This window comes from Enterobacter sichuanensis, from assembly GCF_002939185.1.
Lineage (GTDB): Bacteria > Pseudomonadota > Gammaproteobacteria > Enterobacterales > Enterobacteriaceae > Enterobacter > Enterobacter sichuanensis.
In genome coordinates, this window is sequence record NZ_POVL01000040.1 from 16,864 (window position 1) to 37,472 (window position 20,609).

Here is a 20,609-nt window from a genome sequence, read left to right on the forward strand (position 1 = left end):
CCTCTCCCGTGGGAGAGGGATGGGGTGAGGGCATCAGGCCGCACTGGCAGCCGGGTAAAGCGAAGCGCCACCCGGCACAACGGCATCACAGCTTATCGAGCAGCTTTTTCACATCCTTCCCGGTCTGCGAATCTTTATTCCGATCCGCCCAGCTGTTCAGCCGACGTTTGGCTTCATCCTGCAGATGCTTACGCAGGATCTGATCCACCTGCAGGCTGTAATTCAGCGCCTGCCATTTGCCATAAACGTTCAGCGGGATCGGCGTCTCTTTCAGGAAGTCGATGAGCTTACCCTGGCCCTGCCAGCCGGAGAGCACCCGGACGTTAAAGTGCGTATCCGCCGTCTCTTTTACCAGATCCAGCGAACCCTCTCCCGTCAGCGACAGCATGGAAGAGGTTCCCTGCATGTCGGCCAGCGTCAGCTGTCCGTTATCCAGCGTCAGGTCCGTGGAGAAGCTGTCGAGGCGCGTGGCACTGTCATAGTTCTCCTGCGCTTTCACATCGCTGCTGCGCTCCACCGCCTGCTGGACCAGCTGCTGGAAGTTAAGCCCTTCCATACGGGAGTCTTTTAAATCAATGTGCGCTTGTCCCTGCCAGTCGCGGCGGAAAGCATCAGCATCAATTTTGGTACCCGAGAAGTCACCGGCCAGCGTCAACTGCCCTGTCAGGGCTATCGGATAGTTAAACGCTTTCAGGATGGTGCCGATCTCAACGTTGTCGAGACGCGGCTGGAACTCGGCGCTGCCGACGTCTTTGCGGACATCCAGCGTACCGGGCAGTGAGAGGTGCCCAGCGCCCATCTTGCCGCTCAGTTCGGAGATCACCAGCAAGCCATTATGGTTGAACATCTGGCTGCTCACGTCGGTAAAATCCATGCCACGCCAGCGCAGGCTATTGGCTTTCAGCAGAATATCCGCCGTGAATCCGCGCAGGGCGTTGTAGTCAGGTTGATCAAGATTCGACGAGATAACCGGACGAGAGACCGGCATCTGGCTTTGCCCCGTTTGTGCGGCATCGCTGTCCGTTGCGCTTGCAGGCGGCGGTGGCAGTAAGTTTTCCAGATTGAGCTTGTCGAACTGCAGATTGAGCACCCACTTCGGTTTCTCTTCGAGCGTGACGCTCGCCTGCCCTTTCAGGCTACTGTCATTCGCCTGCAGGCTGAGATTATCCAGTTCAATCTGCTTTTGTTCTTCGCGCCACACGGCCTGCAACGTCCCCTGCCCGGTAATTCCCTGAGCAGGAAGATCGGCCCCCGTCAGCTGCCAGTTCAGCTGCTGGATGTCGGCCGTGAGCTGATGCGGATAGTCAGACGCATTGACGCTGGCATTCAGCGACAGGGTGAGATCGCGCTGATCGCGGTTCACGCGCCCGCTAAATTCCACAGCGGCAAGATGATTAGCATCCTGTTCCATCTGCAGATTAATGTTGCGAACGGTAACCTGCTCTTCGTCCTCATGCTGGAAAACCAGCACGCTGTCGGCCACTTTCAGTTTGCCAATATCAAAAGACCAGCCGGTATCAGACGGCTCATCAGGCAGGGTATTTTCATGCGGCGCCACCGGCGCATTCGCATCACGCACGGCTTCGGTTTGCGGGGTCAGCTGAATCACCGCGCCTTTCAGCATCACCTGTTTAACCTGCAGCTGATGGGAAATAAGCGGGATCAGCGACACATCAAGGCGCATGTTGTCTGCGGAAACCAGCGGCTGGGAGGCCCCCGGCGCCGTGAGCGACATGCGGCCAGAGAGAATGCTGAGCTGCGGCCAGACGTGCCAGCGCAGTGGTCCATCAAGTTTCAGTTGATAACCACTGCGTGCCTCGACCTGCCGCACCATGTACGCGCGGAAATCATTAGGGTTAACCAGCAGAACCAACGCCGAAAGGCCAGCAACCAGCACCACCAGCAAAATCATCAGCGTTGTCAGAACTCTTCTCATGGCATCCTCAATGGACTCGCGTTCAGTCTTTATCAATACGGCTGGCGACCGCGCCCTGCTGGTCGCGGTACTTTGCGTCCTGACGACGGTTATAAGGACGATCGGCCGGGCCCGTCAGCGGTTCAAAGCTTAACGCACCGATCATCATGCCGGGACGCAGCGCCAGAGGCAGTTTACCGGCATTGAAGAACTCCAGCACGATACGCCCTGACCAGCCGGGATCGATACGGTGCGCGGTCACGTGCACCATCAGCCCCAGTCGCGCCAGGGAAGAACGGCCATCAAGCCAGCCGACGAGGTCCGCAGGCAGGGTGACGGATTCATACGTCACCGCCAGCGCCAGTTCACCCGGATGCAGATAAAAGGCCTCACCTTCGTCAATAACGATTTCGTCACTCATCACGCGATCGAGCGCGGCGCTCACTTCGTCCTTCGGCCCGCTAAGGTCAATGAACGGCGCGGTATGGCCGCTAAAGGTGCGGAATTTATTCCCCAACCGTACATCAACGGTCACCCCATTGATACGCTCCACGGGTGGACGTGGGGTAATAGACAAACGGCCTTCATCCAGCCAGGCTTCAATATCGCGATCACAAAGACGCATGGCACTCTCTCCTTTCATGCATCGTACCCTGAGGCAATAAGCACTCAGGGTAAAACCAGGTTATCTCTGAACGGTACACAATTCGCGCGGCTTATTCAAAAAACTGGCTGATTTTCGCTTTTAAGATATCAATCGCAATGCGGTTTTTGCCCCCGCGCGGCACGATGATATCGGCGTATTGTTTGGAGGGTTCAATAAATTGCAGGAACATCGGGCGGACCGTTTTCTGGTATTGCGCCATCACGGAATCCATCGAACGGCCACGTTCATTGACGTCACGCTTGATGCGGCGCATCAGGCAGATATCCAGGGGGGTATCAACGAAAATGGAGAAGTTCATGGATTCCCGCAGGCGGGCGTCGGTCAGCAGCAGGATGCCTTCCAGGATAATGACCTTTTTCGGTTCAATGCGGATCGTTTCCTGAGTGCGGGTGTGTTCGACATAACTGTAAACGGGCAGCTCGATCGCCTGGCCACTCTTAAGCGCTTCTAAATGCTGGAACAGCAAGCTGTGGTCCATGGCATTGGGGTGGTCATAGTTGGTTTTGACGCGCTCTTCCATCGACAGATGGGATTGATCTTTGTAATAGCTGTCTTCGGGAATGACGCCGATATGCTCATCACCTACTTGTTCACGCAGTTCGCGGTAAAGCGTACTGGCAATAAGACTTTTACCTGAAGCCGATGCGCCGGCGATACCTATAATGACGCACTGATGAGACTTATCAGTCATAAATTTAGCGACCTGATTAACCTGGATGTTAAGGAAGGACGACGCCGGAGCGTCAAACGCGGCAATTATAGGGATTTCGCCGGCGTGATACCAGTCGAATGCACAGGTTCTGCGAGACTGCCCGAAAAGTGGCGCATTACGCCCTGAGTGAAATTTAAATGAACGTTTTTTCAGCGTTTAACCGTTTTTTTTCACAGAGCTTCTATTTAATAAGTCTGTGGTGTCAAATTCTGAACAGTCACCATATGAATTGTAAATTGTTTGTACTAGCATAAACCAAATTATCAAATTCACGCATTCGGACATCTTCCCTGACGGCATGGCGTCTCTGGATAAAGCGGTAATGAATAAACAATACCAGCGGGTTTTGGTTACCACCCCACATCCTTTATTACGACTTGTCTGTCTGGGCCTGGTCACCTTTATCTTTACCTTGTTTTCACTGGAGCTCACCCGCTTCGGTACCCTGCTGGCCCCGCTCTGGTTTCCCACTGCCATCATGATGGTGGCGTTTTACCGTCATGCCGGAAAAATGTGGCCGGGAATTGCGCTGGCCTGTTCGTTTGGCAATATTCTGGCCTCATGGATGCTGTTTTCCTGGGGATCGGTAAGCCTGATCTACCCCACCGTCAACGTGATTGAGGCCGTTATCGGCGCGTTGTTCCTGCGCAAATGGCTCCCATGGTACAACCCGCTGCAGAATCTGAATGACTGGATCCGCGTAGCCATTGGCAGCGCGCTGGTGCCGCCGCTGGTGGGCGGCGTTCTGGTGACTCTGTTGGCACCCGGCACTGAGCCCGTGCGCAATTTCTTCGTGTGGGTGTTGTCCGAAGCCATCGGCGCGCTGGCGCTGGTACCGCTGGGCCTGTTATTTAAACCCCATTATCTGCTGCGCCACCGTGACCCGCGGCTGCTGCTGGAGACGCTGACCACGCTGGCCATAACGTTAGCCCTCAGTTGGGCGGCCATCACCTGGCTTCCGTGGCCCTTTACCTGTGTGATCGTTCTGCTGATGTGGAGCGCCGTGCGCCTGCCGCGGATGGAGGCGTTCATGGTGTTTCTGGTCACCGTGATGGTCGTGTCGCTGATGATTGCCCGTAACCCTCTGGCGCTCACCACCCAGCATGCCGGGCCGATGCTGAACGCGCCGTGGCTGCCGTTCCTGATGCTGTTCCTGCCTGCCAACGTGATGACCATGGTGATGTATGCCTTCCGCGCCGAACGCAAGCACATCACCGAAAGCGAAGCGCGTTTTCGTAATGCGATGGAGTATTCCGCCATCGGTATGGCGCTGGTCAGCATTGAAGGCAAATGGCTGCAGGCCAACAAGGCGCTGTGCAACTTCCTCGGTTACAGCCAGACGGAGCTGCAGTCGCTGACCTTTCAGCAGCTGACCTGGCCGGAAGATCTCGATACCGACCTGGAGCAGCTGGAACAGCTGGTCAACGGCGAAACCAATACCTACACCCTCGAGAAGCGTTACTACACCCGTAACGGAGAGGTGGTCTGGGCGCTTCTTGCCGTCTCCGTCGTGCGTCATACCGACGGTTCACCGCTCTATTTTATCGCTCAGATTGAAGATATTAACGACCTGAAGCAGACCGAATGGGTCAATAAACGTCTGATGGAGCGCATTACGCTGGCTAACGAAGCGGGCGGAATTGGCATCTGGGAGTGGGATCTGGAGCCAGACATTATTAGCTGGGATAAGCGGATGTTTGAGCTGTATGAAATTCCGCCGCACATCAAACCCACCTGGCAGCTCTGGCACGACACAATGCTGCCGGAAGATCGCGCCCATGCAGAGAAGGTTCTGCGAGACTCCCTTATCTCCCGTCTGCCGTTTAAGCTGGAATTTCGCATTCGCGTGAAGGAAGGCGTGCGCCATATTCGCTCTCTGGCGAACCGGGTGCTGAATAAACAGGGCGAAGTCGAACGACTGCTTGGCATCAACATGGACATGACTGAGGTGAAGCAGCTTAACGAGGCCCTCTTCCAGGAAAAAGAGCGCCTGCATATTACCCTCGACTCCATCGGTGAAGCGGTGCTGTGTACCGATATCAACATGAACGTCACCTTTATGAACCCGGTCGCCGAGAAAATGAGCGGCTGGCTGCAAACCGAGGCGATAGGCCAGCCGATCCTGAAGGTGTTGCACATCACCTTTGGGGAACAAGGGCCGCCGATGGAGAATATTCACAGCGGCGATATGTCCCGTTCCGATATCGATCAGGATGTGGTGCTAAACTGCCGTACCGGCGGAAGCTTCGATATTCATTACAGTATTACGCCGCTCAGCACGCTGGACGGACAGAGTATTGGCTCCGTGATCGTCATTCAGGACGTGACCGAGTCGCGCAAAATGCTGCGTCAGCTGAGCTACAGCGCTTCCCACGATGCCCTGACCCACCTGGCAAACCGGGTCAGCTTCGAAAACCATCTCAAACGCCTCCTGCAGACCGTGCGCGAGACGCGCCAGCGGCATGCGCTGGTGTTTATCGATCTCGATCGCTTTAAAGCGGTCAACGATACGGCTGGCCATGCCGCCGGCGATGCCCTGCTGCGGGAACTCTCTTCCTTAATGCTGACCATGCTCCGCTCCAGTGACGTACTGGCCCGTCTGGGCGGGGATGAGTTCGGGTTACTGTTACCCGACTGCAACATTGAAAGCGCACGCTATATTGCCGGTCGCCTGATTCAGACGATCAATGACTATCACTTTATGTGGGAAGGACGCCTGCACCGGATCGGCGCCAGCGCGGGTATCACGCTGATTGATGAAAATAACCATCAGGCGTCAGAGGTCATGTCGCAGGCGGATATTGCCTGCTATGCCTCGAAAAACGGCGGGCGTGGCAGGGTGACGGTTTACGAACCCCAGCAGGAGCGGGACCACAGCACGCGCAGCATGATGTCGCTTGATGAGCAGTGGCACATGATTAAAGACAACCATCTGATGATGATTGCCCGCAGCGTCGCCTCCCCGCGCATCCCGGAAAGCAGCAACTTCTGGCTGATTTCGTTACGCCTGTGGACCAGCCAGGGTGAAGTCCAGGAAGAGCACGCCTTCCGATCGGGCCTGGCGGAGCCAGAGCTGTTGCACGCCCTCGACAGACGGATTTTCAGCGAGTTCTTCCGCACCTCCGCCGCTCAGATCGCCAGTAAAGGGATGGGTGTCGCACTGCCGCTGTCTGAGGCCGGTTTAGCCAGCGTGACGCTGGTTGATGAACTGCTCGACCTGCTGGATAAAAGCCCTATGCCGGGTCGCCTGCTGCATCTGGTCATCTCTGCCGATGTGGTCTGTAACCCGAATAAAAACCTGGAGCAGGGTCTGCAGAAGCTTCGCGAGGCAGGTTGTCGCGTGATCTTCAGCCAGGTGGGACGCGACATGAACGTCTTCGCACACCTGAGCGCAAATATGGCCGACTATCTGCTGCTGGACGCCGAAGTGGTGAGCAACGTATATGGCAATCTGATGGAGGAAATGATGGTCACCATCATCCAGGGTCATGCCCAGCGTCTGGGCATGAAGACCATCGCGGGTCCCTGCAATCAGCCCATTATGATGGATACGCTCTCCGGCATCGGCATTGATTTTATCTATGGTGACACCATCGCCGAGCCGCAGCCGCTGGATCTACTTCTCAATACCAGCTACTTCGCCATCAACTGACGGTGCCCAGCCGTCGGTATACCAGATGTGCAGCAGCGCGTACGAGCGCCACGGCTGCCAGCGCTCGGCATAACGCCGAATTTGCGCGGGCGTCATCCCGGCAAAGCGTTGCTTAATCAAATAATCATCCGGCAGAAACACATCTTTTGCCTGCCAGCCGCGCAGGGCCAGATAATTTGCCGTCCAGCGGCCAATTCCCGGCCGCTGCTGTAACGCTTTCATCCCCGCCTCAATGTTCGCGGGCGGGAAAAGCGGAAACGTCCCGTCAATGACCGACTGCGCCAGATGAATCAGCGACTCCGCGCGCTTTACCGGCATGCCCAGCGCTTTCAGTGCCAGCGGGTCCGTGGACGCCAGCGCCTGCGGCGTAGGGAAGCAGAGATAGCCGGGGCAATCCGCCACGGGTTCTCCGCTCAGCGCCACCACGCGTGATGCCAGCTTCGCCGCCATCGCCACACTCACCAGCTGCCCGAGGATAGCCCGGACGCCCTGCTCGTACGCATCCATCGCCCCCGGCAAACGCAGGCCCGGCCGCGCGGCACCGAGATCGCCCAGCGTGTCTGCAATTTGCTGCGGGTTACAACTGAGATCGAACAGGCGGGCGATACGTTCAAGACAGGTCTGCGCCACCGGAATAAGACCCGGGCTCAACGTCACGGTCAGCGTAGAGGTGGCGAGGTCGGGCGTAACGCGAAAGACTCCCTGATGTCCTTCGCAGGCAAAACTGCGTTCATAGTAGTCGCAGGTGACGGTTTCAATGCCCGTCACCGCACGGGCGCCAAGAAAGCCAAACATCCATTGCCAGTCGTAAGGGGGAAGCCAGGTCAGGGTATACATCGTTGCTCCTTTTTTTATCTTATACCCTAAATAATTCAAGCTGCATGAAGGCGGCAAGAGAGTGAATCCCCAAGAGCATAGATAACTATGTGATTGGGGTGAACGAGCGCAGCCAACGCGCATGCAGCTTGAAGTATGACGGGTATATCAGCATAAACGGAAAGACCCTGTTTTGCCTTGCTTTCATATTCCTGTTGTCGCCGGACGGGCATTCCGCTAAAGTCTCGCCCCTTCTCACTGGCATGGGGATTTATCGTGTTTATTGGATTTGATTACGGTACGGCAAACTGCTCGGTTGCGATTATGCAAAACGGGCAACCACAGCTCCTGAAAATGGAAAAAGAGAGCACGCTGCTGCCGTCAATGCTCTGCGCACCCACCCGCGAAGCGGTCAGCGAATGGCTGTTCCGCCACCATCAGGTTCCGGCCACGGCGGCGGAAAGCCAGGCCTTGCTGCGCCGGGCGGTCAGCTTCAACCGCGAGGAAGATATTGACGTCACGCCGTCCAGCGTGCAGTTTGGCCTTGCCTCGCTCGGGCACTACATTGAAGACCCGGAAGAGGTCTACTTCGTAAAATCACCGAAATCCTTCCTCGGCGCCAGCGGATTAAAGCCGCAGCAGGTGGCGATGTTTGAAGATCTGGTCTGCGCGATGATGCTGCACATCCGCAATCAGGCGCAGATGCAGGTTCCTGATGCGATTACCCAGGCGGTGATTGGCCGTCCGATCAACTTCCAGGGGCTGGGCGGTGATGAGGCCAACCAGCAGGCACAGGGGATCCTGGAGCGCGCCGCGCACCGCGCCGGCTTCCGCGACGTGGTATTCCAGTACGAGCCGGTTGCGGCGGGGCTGGATTTTGAAGCCACGCTGTCGGAAGAGAAGCGTGTGCTGGTGGTCGATATCGGCGGCGGAACGACGGACTGCTCGCTGCTGCTGATGGGGCCGCAGTGGCATCATCGCCGTGACCGCGAAAACAGCCTGCTGGGGCACAGCGGCTGTCGCGTGGGCGGTAACGACCTCGATATCGCGCTGGCCTTTAAGAGCCTGATGCCGCTGCTGGGCATGGGCGGGCAAACGGAGAAAGGGATCGCCCTGCCGATCCTGCCCTGGTGGAACGCTATCGCCATCAACGACGTGCCTGCGCAGAGCGATTTTTACAGCACCGCGAATGGCCGCTTCCTGAACGACCTGGTGCGCGATGCCCAGGACGCCGAAAAAGTCGCCCTGCTGTATAAAGTGTGGCGTCAACGCCTCAGCTACCGCGTGGTACGTACCGCGGAAGAGAGCAAAATCGCCCTCTCCGATCGCCCGGAACATGCGGTCTCCCTGCCGTTTATCAGCGACGATCTGGCAACCGCCATCTCTCAGGAGGGGCTGGAGACGGCGCTCGCTCAACCGCTGCAGCGCATTCTGGAACAGGTGCAGCTGGCGCTGGATAACGGCAAAGAGAAGCCGGACGTGATCTACCTGACCGGAGGAAGCGCCCGTTCACCGTTGATTAAAAAAGCGCTGGCAGAGCAACTGCCAGGGATCCCGATTGCCGGTGGAGATGACTTTGGATCCGTCACGGCGGGTCTTGCGCGCTGGGCGCAGGTGATGTTTAGGTAATATTGGTGCGGTCTGGTGCCCTCACCCCGGCCCTCTCCCACAGGGAGAGGGAGAAAACACAGACCACCACACTCAGACAATTCCCGACAGTCTTCCATATTTCCTCCATTTTTCCGCTGTGTTGCCTGACTAAACTAGTATCATTCCCCGAAGTATTCAGGATGAGAACGTATAACGATGAAAGGCAGTAACAAATCCCGCTGGGCAATCGCCGCTGGCATCATTGTGGTGGTCCTTGCCGCCGCCTGGTACTGGCACAGTCAATCCGCGAACTCCGCCGCACCCGCCGGTGCCACCAGCCAGCCACAGCGCCCGGCTGGCGGAGGACGTCACGGTATGCGTGGCGGCGCGCTGGCACCGGTCCAGGCGGCCACGGCGGTGAATAAAGCCGTTCCTCGCTATCTTACGGGACTCGGGACCATCACCGCCGCCAACACCGTGACGGTGCGCAGCCGCGTCGACGGCCAGCTGATGGCCATTCACTTCCAGGAAGGCCAGCAGGTCAAAGCCGGCGATCTGCTGGCGGAAATCGACCCGAGCCAGTTTAAGGTCGCCCTCGCCCAGGCGCAGGGGCAGCTCGCGAGAGACAAAGCCACCCTCGCCAACGCCCGGCGCGATTTAGCGCGCTACCAGCAGCTGGTGAAAACCAATCTGGTCTCCCGTCAGGAGCTGGACACGCAGCAGTCGCTGGTCAGCGAAACGCAGGGCACCATCAAGGCTGACGAAGCCGCGGTAGCCAGCGCGCAGCTGCAGCTGGACTGGAGCCGCATCACCGCGCCGATCGATGGCCGCGTCGGCCTGAAGCAGGTGGATATCGGCAATCAGATCTCGAGCGGGGATACCACCGGCATCGTGGTGATCACCCAAACCCACCCGATTGATTTAGTCTTTACCCTGCCGGAAAGTGACATTGCTACGGTGGTGCAGGCGCAAAAAGCTGGCAAAGGGCTGGTGGTTGAAGCCTGGGACCGTACCAATAAGCAGAAACTGAGCGAAGGGTCCCTGCTCAGTCTGGATAATCAGATCGACACCACCACCGGCACCATCAAGCTGAAGGCGCGCTTTAATAACCAGGACGATGCCCTCTTCCCGAACCAGTTCGTCAATGCGCGCATGCTGGTAGCGACCGAAGAGAACGCGGTGGTGATCCCCACCGCTGCGCTGCAGATGGGTAACGAAGGCAACTTCGTCTGGGTGCTCAACAGCGACAATAAAGTCAGCAAGCATCTGGTGAAAACCGGGATTCAGGACAGCCAGACGGTGGTGATTAGCGCGGGCCTTTCCGCAGGCGACCGCGTGGTCACCGACGGCATTGACCGTCTGACCGAAGGGGCCAAAGTGGAAGTGGTGGAACCGGCGAAACAGGGAGCGACCTCCTGATGCAGGTGATGCCGCCAGGCTCCACAGGTGGGCCGTCACGCCTGTTTATCCTCCGCCCTGTCGCCACTACGCTGCTGATGGTGGCGATCCTGCTCGCCGGGATTATCGGCTATCGCTTTCTGCCCGTCTCGGCGCTGCCCGAGGTGGACTATCCCACCATTCAGGTGGTGACGCTTTATCCCGGCGCCAGCCCGGACGTGGTGACCTCCGCCATCACCGCCCCGCTGGAGCGCCAGTTCGGCCAGATGTCGGGATTAAAGCAGATGTCCTCCCAGAGTTCCGGGGGCGCATCCGTGGTGACGCTGCAGTTCCAGCTTACGCTGTCGCTGGACGTCGCCGAGCAGGAGGTTCAGGCCGCGATTAACGCCGCCACCAACCTGCTGCCGTCGGACCTGCCTAACCCGCCGGTCTACAGCAAAGTGAACCCGGCGGATCCGCCAATCATGACCCTTGCCGTCACCTCCTCCGCCCTGCCGATGACCCAGGTCGAAGACATGGTCGAAACCCGCGTGGCGCAGAAGATTTCTCAGGTCTCCGGCGTCGGGCTCGTCACGCTGGCGGGGGGACAACGCCCGGCGGTGCGCGTTAAGCTGAACGCGCAGGCAATTGCCGCGCTGGGGCTGACCAGCGAAACCATCCGCAGCGCCATCAGCAATGCCAACGTCAATTCGGCAAAAGGCTCGCTGGACGGCCCGACCCGCGCCGTGACGCTCTCTGCCAACGACCAGATGCAGCCCGCCGATGAATACCGTCAGCTGATCATCGCGTACCAGAACGGCGCCCCGGTGCGTCTGGGCGATGTGGCGACCGTGGAACAAGGCGCGGAGAACAGCTGGCTGGGGGCGTGGGCTAACAAACAGCAGGCGATTGTGATGAACGTGCAGCGCCAGCCTGGGGCGAACATTATCGAAACTGCCGACAGCATCCGCGCGATGCTGCCGCAGCTGATTGAAAGCCTGCCGAAATCGGTCAGTGTGAAGGTGCTTTCCGACCGCACCACCAACATTCGCGCCTCGGTCACCGACACCCAGTTTGAGCTGATGCTGGCGATTGCGCTGGTGGTGATGATTATCTATCTGTTCCTGCGTAACGTTCCGGCAACCATTATTCCCGCCGTCGCCGTCCCCCTCTCGCTGGTGGGCACATTTGCCGTCATGGTGTTCCTTGATTTTTCGATCAATAACCTGACGCTGATGGCGCTAACCATCGCCACCGGGTTCGTGGTGGACGATGCCATCGTCGTTATCGAGAACATCTCGCGCTATATCGAGAAAGGTGAAAAACCGCTGGCCGCCGCGCTGAAAGGCGCAGGCGAAATCGGCTTTACCATTATTTCGCTCACCTTCTCGCTGATTGCGGTGCTGATCCCGCTGCTGTTTATGGGCGATATCGTCGGGCGTCTGTTCCGCGAGTTTGCCGTGACGCTGGCGGTCGCCATTTTGATCTCCGCCGTGGTCTCACTGACCCTGACGCCGATGATGTGCGCACGCATGCTGAGCCACGAATCACTGCGCAAGCAAAACCGTTTCTCGCGCGCCTCCGAGCGCATGTTCGAGCGGATTATTGCCGCCTACGGTCGCGTACTGGCGAAAGTCCTCAACCATCCATGGGCCACCCTCGGCGTGGCGCTGGGAACCCTGGCGCTCAGCGTGATGCTGTGGATTTTCATTCCGAAAGGCTTCTTCCCGATCCAGGACAACGGCATTATTCAGGGTACGCTACAGGCCCCGCAGTCGGTCTCCTTCGCCAACATGGCCCAGCGCCAGCAGCAGGTGTCTGAGATCGTCCTGAAGGATCCGGCCGTGGAAAGCCTGACCGCCTACGTGGGGGTGGATGGCACCAATCCGTCGCTGAACAGCGCGCGTCTGCAGATCAACCTCAAGCCGCTGGATGAGCGTGACGATCGCGTCAACACCGTGATTGAACGGCTGCAAAACGCCGTCGCCCGCGTGCCGGGCGTGGAGCTTTACCTGCAGCCGATTCAGGATTTGACCATCGATACCCAGGTCAGCCGTACGCAGTACCAGTTCACGCTGCAGGCCACCTCACTGGACGCGCTCAGCACCTGGGTGCCGCAGCTGGTGGATAAGCTTAATACCCTGCCGCAGCTCTCCGACGTCAGCAGCGACTGGCAGGACAAAGGGCTGGCGGCGTATGTAAACGTCAACCGCGACGCCGCCAGCCGCCTGGGCATCACTATGGCGGATGTGGATAACGCGCTGTATAACGCGTTCGGGCAGCGTCTGATCTCCACCATCTACACCCAGGCGAACCAGTATCGCGTGGTGCTGGAGCACAACACGGAAAACACGCCGGGCCTGGCGGGGCTGGACTCGGTGCGCCTGACCAGCAAAGACGGTGGGATTGTGCCGCTGAGCGCGATTGCGACGGTGGAAGAGCGCTACACCCCGCTGTCGGTTAACCATCTGGATCAATTCCCGTCCACCACCATCTCCTTCAACGTGCCGGACAATTATTCACTCGGCGAAGCGGTGGAGGCCATTCAGGCGGCGGAAAAAGCGGTAAGCTTCCCGGCTGATATTCAGACCCAGTTCCAGGGCAGCACGCTGGCGTTCCAGGCCGCGCTGGGCAACACCATCTGGCTGATCGTCGCCGCCGTGGTGGCGATGTATATCGTGCTCGGCGTGCTGTACGAAAGCTTTATTCACCCAATCACCATCCTCTCCACCCTGCCGACGGCGGGCGTGGGGGCGCTGCTGGCCTTAATGCTGGCGGGGAGCGAGCTGGACGTGATTGCCATCATCGGCATCATCCTGCTTATCGGGATCGTAAAGAAAAACGCCATCATGATGATCGACTTCGCCCTGGCCGCCGAGCGCGAGCAGGGCATGTCGCCGCGTGATGCCATCTTCCAGGCCTGCCTGCTGCGTTTTCGCCCGATCCTGATGACCACGCTGGCGGCCCTGCTGGGGGCGCTGCCGCTGATGCTGAGCACCGGCGTCGGCGCGGAGCTGCGTCGTCCGCTGGGCATTGGCATGGTCGGCGGTCTGCTGGTGAGCCAGGTGCTGACGCTGTTCACCACGCCGGTGATTTATCTGCTGTTTGACCGCCTGGCGCTGTGGGCCAAAAGCCGCTTCCCGAAACGTGAAGAGGAGGCATAAGTGAAGTTTTTCGCCCTCTTCATTTATCGCCCGGTGGCGACGGTATTAATCTCGCTCGCCATTACACTGTGCGGCGTGTTGGGCTTCCGGCTGCTGCCGGTAGCGCCACTGCCGCAGGTGGATTTCCCGGTGATCATGGTCAGCGCCTCGCTGCCGGGTGCGTCACCAGAAACCATGGCCTCGTCCGTTGCCACGCCGCTGGAGCGCTCGCTCGGACGGATCGCGGGGGTCAACGAGATGACCTCCAGCAGCTCGCTCGGCAGTACGCGCATCATTCTGGAGTTCAGCTTCGACCGGGATATCAACGGCGCGGCGCGCGACGTGCAGGCCGCCATTAACGCCGCGCAAAGTCTGCTGCCCAGCGGGATGCCGAGCCGTCCGACCTACCGGAAAGCCAACCCGTCCGACGCGCCGATCATGATCCTGACGCTGACCTCGGACACCTACTCGCAGGGCCAGCTGTACGACTTTGCGTCCACCCAGCTGGCGCAGACAATTTCACAAATTAACGGCGTCGGTGACGTGAGCGTCGGCGGCAGCTCTCTGCCCGCGGTGCGCGTGGGGTTAAACCCGCAGGCGCTGTTTAACCAGGGCGTGTCGCTGGACGACGTGCGCTCCGCCATCAGCAACGCCAACGTGCGCAAACCACAGGGGGCGATTGAGGACGGAAGCCACCGCTGGCAGATCCACACCAACGACGAGCTGAAAACCGCGGCGGAATATCAGCCGTTGATCATTCACTACAACAACGGCGCGGCGGTGCGCCTAAGCGACGTCGCCAGTGTCACCGACTCGGTGCAGGACGTGCGCAACGCCGGGATGACCAACGCCAAACCGGCGATTTTGTTGATGATCCGCAAGCTGCCGGAAGCCAACATCATTGAGACGGTGAACAGCATTCGCGCCCGCCTCCCGGAGCTGCAGCAGACCATCCCGGCGGCTATCGATCTGCAAATTGCCCAGGATCGTTCCCCGACCATTCGCGCCTCGCTGGAAGAGGTGGAGCAAACGCTGGTGATCTCGGTTGCGCTGGTGATCCTTGTGGTGTTCCTGTTCCTGCGCTCCGGCCGGGCGACGCTGATTCCGGCGGTGGCCGTGCCGGTGTCGCTGATTGGCACCTTTGCCGCCATGTATCTGTGCGGCTTTAGCCTCAACAACCTGTCGCTGATGGCCCTGACGATTGCCACGGGCTTTGTGGTGGATGACGCCATTGTGGTGCTGGAGAATATTTCCCGCCACCTGGAAGCCGGGGTTAAACCCCTGCAGGCTGCCCTGCAGGGGACGCGCGAGGTGGGCTTTACGGTGCTCTCCATGAGCCTGTCGCTGGTGGCGGTGTTCCTGCCGCTGCTGCTGATGGGTGGGCTGCCGGGCAGGCTGCTGCGCGAGTTTGCCGTCACCCTCTCCGTCGCCATCGGTATTTCGCTGATTATCTCCTTAACGCTCACGCCAATGATGTGCGGCTGGATGCTTAAGCGCAGCAAGCCGCACTCGCAGCCGCGCCGCAAAGGCTTTGGCCGCGTTCTGCTGGCGATGCAGGAGGGCTACGGAAAATCGCTGAAGTGGGTGCTGAACCATACCCGGCTTGTCGGTCTGGTGCTGATCGGCACCATCGTGCTCAACGTCTGGCTGTATATCTCCATCCCGAAAACCTTTTTCCCGGAGCAGGATACCGGCGTGCTGATGGGCGGTATTCAGGCGGATCAGAGCATTTCGTTCCAGGCGATGCGCGGCAAGCTGCAGGACTTTATGAAGATCATTCGTGAAGACAAAGCCGTGGATAACGTCACCGGCTTTACCGGCGGGTCACGCGTGAACAGTGGGATGATGTTTATTACCCTTAAGCCGCGCGGCGAGCGCAATGAAACCGCCCAGCAGGTAATTGACCGCCTGCGGGTGAAGCTCGCCAAAGAGCCGGGCGCCAACCTGTTTTTGATGGCCGTTCAGGACATCCGCGTCGGTGGGCGTCAGGCGAACGCCAGCTACCAGTACACGTTGCTTTCTGACGATTTAGCCGCCCTGCGCGAGTGGGAGCCGAAGATCCGCAAGGCGCTGGCCGCCCTGCCCCAACTGGCGGACGTAAACTCCGATCAGCAGGACAACGGCGCCGAGATGGCCCTGACCTATGACCGCGAAACCATGTCGCGGCTGGGCATTAACGTTGAAGCCGCCAACAGCCTGCTGAACAACGCGTTCGGTCAGCGCGAAATTTCAACCATCTACCAGCCAATGAACCAGTATAAGGTGGTGATGGAGGTTGATCCGCGTTACACCCAGGACATCAGCGCCCTGGACAAAATGTTTGTCATCAACAACGACGGCAAGGCGATTCCGCTCTCGTACTTTGCCAGCTGGCAGCCCGCCAACGCGCCGCTGTCGGTGAACCATCAGGGGCTGTCGGCGGCCTCGACCATCTCCTTTAACCTGCCCGCTGGTTCGTCGCTTTCGGAGGCCAGCGATGCGATCAACCGGGCGATGACGCAGCTTGGCGTACCGTCCACCGTGCGCGGCAGCTTTGCCGGCACCGCGCAGGTGTTCCAGGAGACGATGAACTCGCAGGTGATTTTGATTCTGGCCGCCATCGCCACGGTCTACATTGTGCTGGGCGTTCTGTATGAGAGCTACGTGCACCCGCTGACCATCCTCTCGACGCTGCCGTCGGCGGGCGTGGGGGCACTGCTGGCGCTGGAGCTGTTCGATGCGCCGTTCAGCCTCATCGCGCTTATCGGGATCATGCTGTTAATCGGTATTGTGAAGAAAAATGCCATCATGATGGTCGACTTCGCCCTGGACGCCCAGCGCAACGGCAACCTGTCGCCGGAAGAGGCCATCTTCCAGGCCTGCCTGCTGCGTTTTCGTCCGATCATGATGACCACCCTGGCGGCGCTGTTTGGCGCGCTGCCGCTGGTGATTTCCGGGGGCGACGGCTCGGAGCTGCGCCAGCCGCTGGGGATCACCATTGTCGGCGGGCTGGTGATGAGCCAGTTGCTTACGCTCTACACCACGCCGGTGGTCTATCTTTTCTTTGACCGCCTGCGGCTGCGCGTTGCACGTAAAAACAGAACCACGGTGACCGGGTAAATGACTGAGCTTCCCAGCAGCGTTCGCTGGCAATTATGGATTGTCGCCTTCGGCTTTTTTATGCAGTCGCTGGATACGACTATCGTTAACACCGCCCTCCCCTCGATGGCGAAAAGCCTGGGGGAGAGCCCGCTGCATATGCATATGGTGATTGTCTCCTACGTGCTGACGGTGGCCGTGATGCTGCCTGCCAGCGGCTGGCTGGCCGACAAAGTCGGCGTGCGGAATATCTTCTTCACCGCCATCGTGCTGTTTACCACCGGCTCGCTATTTTGCGCCCAGGCCAATACCCTCGACCAGCTTGTCATGGCGCGCGTGCTGCAGGGTATCGGTGGGGCGATGATGGTCCCCGTCGGGCGGTTAACGGTGATGAAGATTGTTCCGCGCGAGCAGTACATGGCGGCAATGACCTTTGTCACCCTGCCCGGCCAGGTGGGACCGCTGCTGGGTCCGGCGCTGGGTGGCGTGCTGGTGGAGTACGCCTCCTGGCACTGGATTTTCTTAATCAACCTGCCGGTGGGCATCGTTGGCGCGATTGCCACCCTGGCGCTGATGCCAAACTATAAAATGCAGACGCGGCGCTTTGATTTCTTTGGTTTTATCCTGCTTGCCGCAGGCATGGCAACGCTCACCCTCGCCCTCGACGGGCAAAAAGGGCTGGGGATTTCGTCCCGGACGCTGGGTATCCTGGTCGCCCTCGGCCTCACCGCTATTTTGGGGTACCTCTGGCACGCCAGAGGAAACGACAAGGCGCTGTTCAGCCTGACGCTGTTTAAAAATCCCACCTACCGTCTTGGCCTGTTCGGCAGCTTTGCCGGACGCGTCGGCAGCGGCATGCTGCCGTTTATGACGCCCGTTTTTCTGCAAATCGGCATGGGCTTTTCACCGTTTCACGCGGGCCTGATGATGATCCCGATGGTGCTCGGCAGCATGGGGATGAAGCGCATCGTGGTGCAGGTCGTCAACCGCTTTGGCTATCGTCACGTGCTGGTGGCCGCCACGCTTGGCCTGGCGCTGGTCAGCCTGCTGTTTATGGCCGTGGCGCTGATGGGCTGGTACTACGTCCTGCCGCTGGTGCTGTTCTGCCAGGGGGTGATCAACTCCATGCGCTTCTCATCGATGAATACCCTGACGCTGAAAGACCTGCCGGATGAGCTGGCGAGCAGCGGCAACAGCCTGCTGTCGATGATCATGCAGCTCTCCATGAGCGTCGGCGTGACTATCGCCGGTCTGCTGCTCGGCATGTACGGTCAGCACCACCTCAGCGTCGACACGCCGGTGGCACATCAGGTCTTTTTATATACGTATCTCAGCATGGCGGTCATTATCGCCCTGCCCGCATTCATCTTCGCCCGAGTGCCGGATGATACCCGCAAGAACGTCGTGATTGGTCGCGGCAAAAGGAGTGGTTCATGAAATTCTGGCGTCCGGGGATTACCGGTAAGCTCTTTCTGGCGATTTTTGCCACCTGTATCGTTCTGTTGATCACCATGCACTGGGCGGTGCGGATCAGCTTCGAGCGCGGGTTTATTGATTACATCAAGCATGGCAACGAACAGCGTTTACAGGGCTTAAGCGATGCGCTGAGTGAACAGTACGCCCAGCACGGCAACTGGCGTTTTCTGCGCAATAACGACCGCTTTATTTTCCAGATCCTGCGTTCGCTGGAGCACGACACCGGTGATGACCGCCCGGGACCGGGCATGCCGCCGCACGGCTGGCGTACCCAGTTCTGGGTGATCGACCAGGAGATGCGCCCTCTGGTTGGCCCGCGCGCGCCTATTCCGCCGGACGGCACCCGCCGGGCGATTAAAGTGAATAACGCCACCGTCGGCTGGGTGATCGCCTCGCCGGTGGAGCGCCTGACGCGCAACACCGACATCAACTTTGACCGCCAGCAGCGCCGGACAAGCTGGCTGATTGTCGCCCTCTCCACCCTGCTCGCCGCGCTCGCCACCTTCCCGCTGGCGCGGGGTCTGCTCGCGCCGGTAAAACGGCTGGTGGAAGGTACGCACAAGCTGGCGGCCGGGGATTTCACTACCCGCGTCGACACCCGCAGCCAGGACGAACTGGGCAAGCTGGCGCAGGACTTTAACCAGCTCGCCAGCACCCTGGAAAAAAACCAGCAGATGCGCCGCGATTTTATGGCCGATATCTCCCACGAGCTGCGCACGCCGCTGGCGGTGCTACGCGGCGAGCTGGAGGCCATTCAGGACGGCGTGCGCCAGTTTACGCCTGAATCAGTGGCCTCTCTGCAGGCGGAAGTGGGCACGCTCACCAAACTGGTGGATGACCTCCACCAGCTCTCTATGTCCGATGAAGGGGCGCTGGCTTACCAGAAGGCACCCGTCGATGTGATCAACGTGCTTGAAGTCGCCAGCGGCGCCTTCCGGGAACGGTTTGCCAGCCGCAATCTGAAGATTGATCTCTCCCTGCCGGACAGCGCGGTAGTGTTTGGCGACAAAGATCGCCTGATGCAGCTGTTCAACAACCTGCTGGAAAACAGCCTGCGCTATACCGACAGCGGCGGCGGGCTGCATATCTCCGGCAAACAGGAAAACGGACGCTTCGCCCTCACCTTCGCGGATTCCGCCCCCGGCGTGCAGGATGCGCAGCTGGAAAAACTGTTTGAGCGTTTTTATCGCACCGAAGGGTCCCGTAACCGCGCCAGCGGCGGCTCCGGGCTGGGGCTGGCGATTTGCGTTAACATCGTCGAGGCGCATAATGGGACGATCCGCGCCGCCCATTCGCCTTTTGGCGGGGTTAGCATTACAGTAGAGTTACCGCTGGAACGGGAGTTATCGAGAGAAGTATGACCGAGTTACCCATTGACGAAAACACACCGCGCATTTTGATCGTCGAAGACGAGCCCAAGCTCGGGCAGTTGCTGATCGACTATTTACGTGCGGCCAGCTACGCCCCGTCGCTGATTAGCCACGGCGACCAGGTGCTGCCGTACGTGCGCCAGACGCCGCCGGACCTGATCCTGCTGGATCTGATGCTGCCCGGTACCGATGGCCTGACCCTGTGCCGGGAAATTCGTCGCTTCTCCGACGTGCCGATCGTGATGGTCACCGCCAAAATTGAAGAGATCGACCGCCTGCTGGGGCTCGAAATTGGCGCGGACGATTACATCTGCAAACCTTACAGCCCGCGTGAAGTGGTCGCCCGCGTGAAAACCATTTTGCGCCGCTGTAAACCGCAGCGCGAGCTTCAGGTGCTGGACGCGCAAAGCCCGCTGATTGTGGATGAAAGCCGTTTCCAGGCGAGCTGGCGCAGCAAACTGCTGGACCTCACGCCCGCCGAGTTCCGCCTGCTGAAAACCCTCTCCCACGAGCCGGGGAAAGTCTTCTCCCGCGAGCAGTTGCTGAACCGCCTGTATGACGATTACCGTGTCGTGACCGACCGCACCATCGACAGCCACATCAAAAACCTGCGCCGCAAGCTGGAGGCGCTGGACGCTGAACAGTCATTTATTCGCGCGGTGTATGGCGTGGGGTATCGCTGGGAAGCGGATGCGTGCCGGATAGTGTGACGTTTCACCTCTGAAACCCGCCCTCTGGCGGGTTTTTTCTTTTCTGGAATCCATCCCGGAATCAACCATACTCTTTTTACCGGTTCGCTTACTTATAACTGGT

The 20,609-nt window shown here is 59.3% G+C and carries 12 protein-coding genes; 8 read left to right on the forward strand and 4 right to left on the reverse strand.

Annotated features, from left to right (window positions below; all coding sequences use genetic code 11):
* Nucleotides 1–85: 85 nt before the first annotated feature.
* From asmA to udk, 3 genes are all read right to left on the reverse strand, one after another.
* Nucleotides 86–1,936, reverse strand: a complete 1,851-nt coding sequence (asmA, locus tag C5687_RS17020; RefSeq protein WP_025758718.1) for an outer membrane assembly protein AsmA — start codon at nucleotides 1,934–1,936, stop codon at nucleotides 86–88.
* Between the two features lie 22 nt (nucleotides 1,937–1,958).
* Nucleotides 1,959–2,540, reverse strand: coding sequence for a dCTP deaminase (gene dcd / locus C5687_RS17025; RefSeq protein ID WP_020883257.1), 582 nt, complete (start codon nucleotides 2,538–2,540; stop codon nucleotides 1,959–1,961).
* Between the two features lie 91 nt (nucleotides 2,541–2,631).
* The gene (gene udk, locus C5687_RS17030; RefSeq protein WP_008500855.1) at nucleotides 2,632–3,273 is read right to left on the reverse strand and encodes a uridine kinase; all 642 of its coding nucleotides are present in this window, start codon (nucleotides 3,271–3,273) and stop codon (nucleotides 2,632–2,634) included.
* 343 nt (nucleotides 3,274–3,616) lie between these two features.
* Here udk and C5687_RS17035 point away from each other — a divergent pair, with 343 nt between their 5' ends.
* Nucleotides 3,617–6,946 (forward strand): diguanylate cyclase, encoded by a 3,330-nt coding sequence (locus C5687_RS17035; protein WP_104557425.1) that lies wholly within the window; start codon nucleotides 3,617–3,619, stop codon nucleotides 6,944–6,946.
* On the opposite strand, the gene alkA is transcribed toward C5687_RS17035, so the two are convergent.
* Nucleotides 6,911–7,783, reverse strand: coding sequence for a DNA-3-methyladenine glycosylase 2 (gene alkA / locus C5687_RS17040; protein WP_104557426.1), 873 nt, complete (start codon nucleotides 7,781–7,783; stop codon nucleotides 6,911–6,913). The genes C5687_RS17035 and alkA overlap by 36 nt on opposite strands.
* A gap of 255 nt (nucleotides 7,784–8,038) precedes the next feature.
* Here alkA and yegD point away from each other — a divergent pair, with 255 nt between their 5' ends.
* From yegD to baeR, 7 genes are all read left to right on the forward strand, one after another.
* Nucleotides 8,039–9,391, forward strand: coding sequence for a molecular chaperone (gene yegD, locus C5687_RS17045; RefSeq protein ID WP_045285615.1), 1,353 nt, complete (start codon nucleotides 8,039–8,041; stop codon nucleotides 9,389–9,391).
* 177 nt (nucleotides 9,392–9,568) lie between these two features.
* Nucleotides 9,569–10,771, forward strand: a complete 1,203-nt coding sequence (locus tag C5687_RS17055; protein ID WP_045285614.1) for an MdtA/MuxA family multidrug efflux RND transporter periplasmic adaptor subunit — start codon at nucleotides 9,569–9,571, stop codon at nucleotides 10,769–10,771.
* Nucleotides 10,771–13,893, forward strand: a complete 3,123-nt coding sequence (locus tag C5687_RS17060; protein ID WP_104557428.1) for an MdtB/MuxB family multidrug efflux RND transporter permease subunit — start codon at nucleotides 10,771–10,773, stop codon at nucleotides 13,891–13,893. Before C5687_RS17055 ends, C5687_RS17060 begins: the two co-directional genes overlap by 1 nt.
* Nucleotides 13,894–16,971, forward strand: coding sequence for a multidrug efflux RND transporter permease subunit MdtC (gene mdtC, locus C5687_RS17065; protein WP_104557429.1), 3,078 nt, complete (start codon nucleotides 13,894–13,896; stop codon nucleotides 16,969–16,971).
* Nucleotides 16,972–18,387 carry an MFS transporter gene (mdtD, locus tag C5687_RS17070; protein ID WP_104557430.1) on the forward strand — a complete coding sequence of 472 codons (1,416 nt, stop codon included), beginning with the start codon at nucleotides 16,972–16,974 and terminating at the stop codon, nucleotides 18,385–18,387. It begins immediately after the preceding gene.
* On the forward strand, nucleotides 18,384–19,787 hold the full coding sequence (baeS, locus tag C5687_RS17075; protein WP_025758708.1) for an envelope stress sensor histidine kinase BaeS: 1,404 nt from the start codon (nucleotides 18,384–18,386) through the stop codon (nucleotides 19,785–19,787). Before mdtD ends, baeS begins: the two co-directional genes overlap by 4 nt.
* Nucleotides 19,784–20,506, forward strand: a complete 723-nt coding sequence (baeR, locus tag C5687_RS17080; RefSeq protein ID WP_025758707.1) for an envelope stress response regulator BaeR — start codon at nucleotides 19,784–19,786, stop codon at nucleotides 20,504–20,506. Before baeS ends, baeR begins: the two co-directional genes overlap by 4 nt.
* The last annotated feature ends 103 nt before the right edge of the window (nucleotides 20,507–20,609 follow it).

Coding starts and splice junctions, on each gene's coding strand:
- asmA (WP_025758718.1), bottom strand. CDS start 1,936: ATGAGAAGAGTTCTGACAACGCTGATGATTTTGCTGGTGGTGCTGGTT.
- dcd (WP_020883257.1), bottom strand. CDS start 2,540: ATGCGTCTTTGTGATCGCGATATTGAAGCCTGGCTGGATGAAGGCCGT.
- udk (WP_008500855.1), bottom strand. CDS start 3,273: ATGACTGATAAGTCTCATCAGTGCGTCATTATAGGTATCGCCGGCGCA.
- C5687_RS17035 (WP_104557425.1), top strand. CDS start 3,617: ATGAATAAACAATACCAGCGGGTTTTGGTTACCACCCCACATCCTTTA.
- alkA (WP_104557426.1), bottom strand. CDS start 7,783: ATGTATACCCTGACCTGGCTTCCCCCTTACGACTGGCAATGGATGTTT.
- C5687_RS17055 (WP_045285614.1), top strand. CDS start 9,569: ATGAAAGGCAGTAACAAATCCCGCTGGGCAATCGCCGCTGGCATCATT.
- C5687_RS17060 (WP_104557428.1), top strand. CDS start 10,771: ATGCAGGTGATGCCGCCAGGCTCCACAGGTGGGCCGTCACGCCTGTTT.
- mdtD (WP_104557430.1), top strand. CDS start 16,972: ATGACTGAGCTTCCCAGCAGCGTTCGCTGGCAATTATGGATTGTCGCC.
- baeS (WP_025758708.1), top strand. CDS start 18,384: ATGAAATTCTGGCGTCCGGGGATTACCGGTAAGCTCTTTCTGGCGATT.
- baeR (WP_025758707.1), top strand. CDS start 19,784: ATGACCGAGTTACCCATTGACGAAAACACACCGCGCATTTTGATCGTC.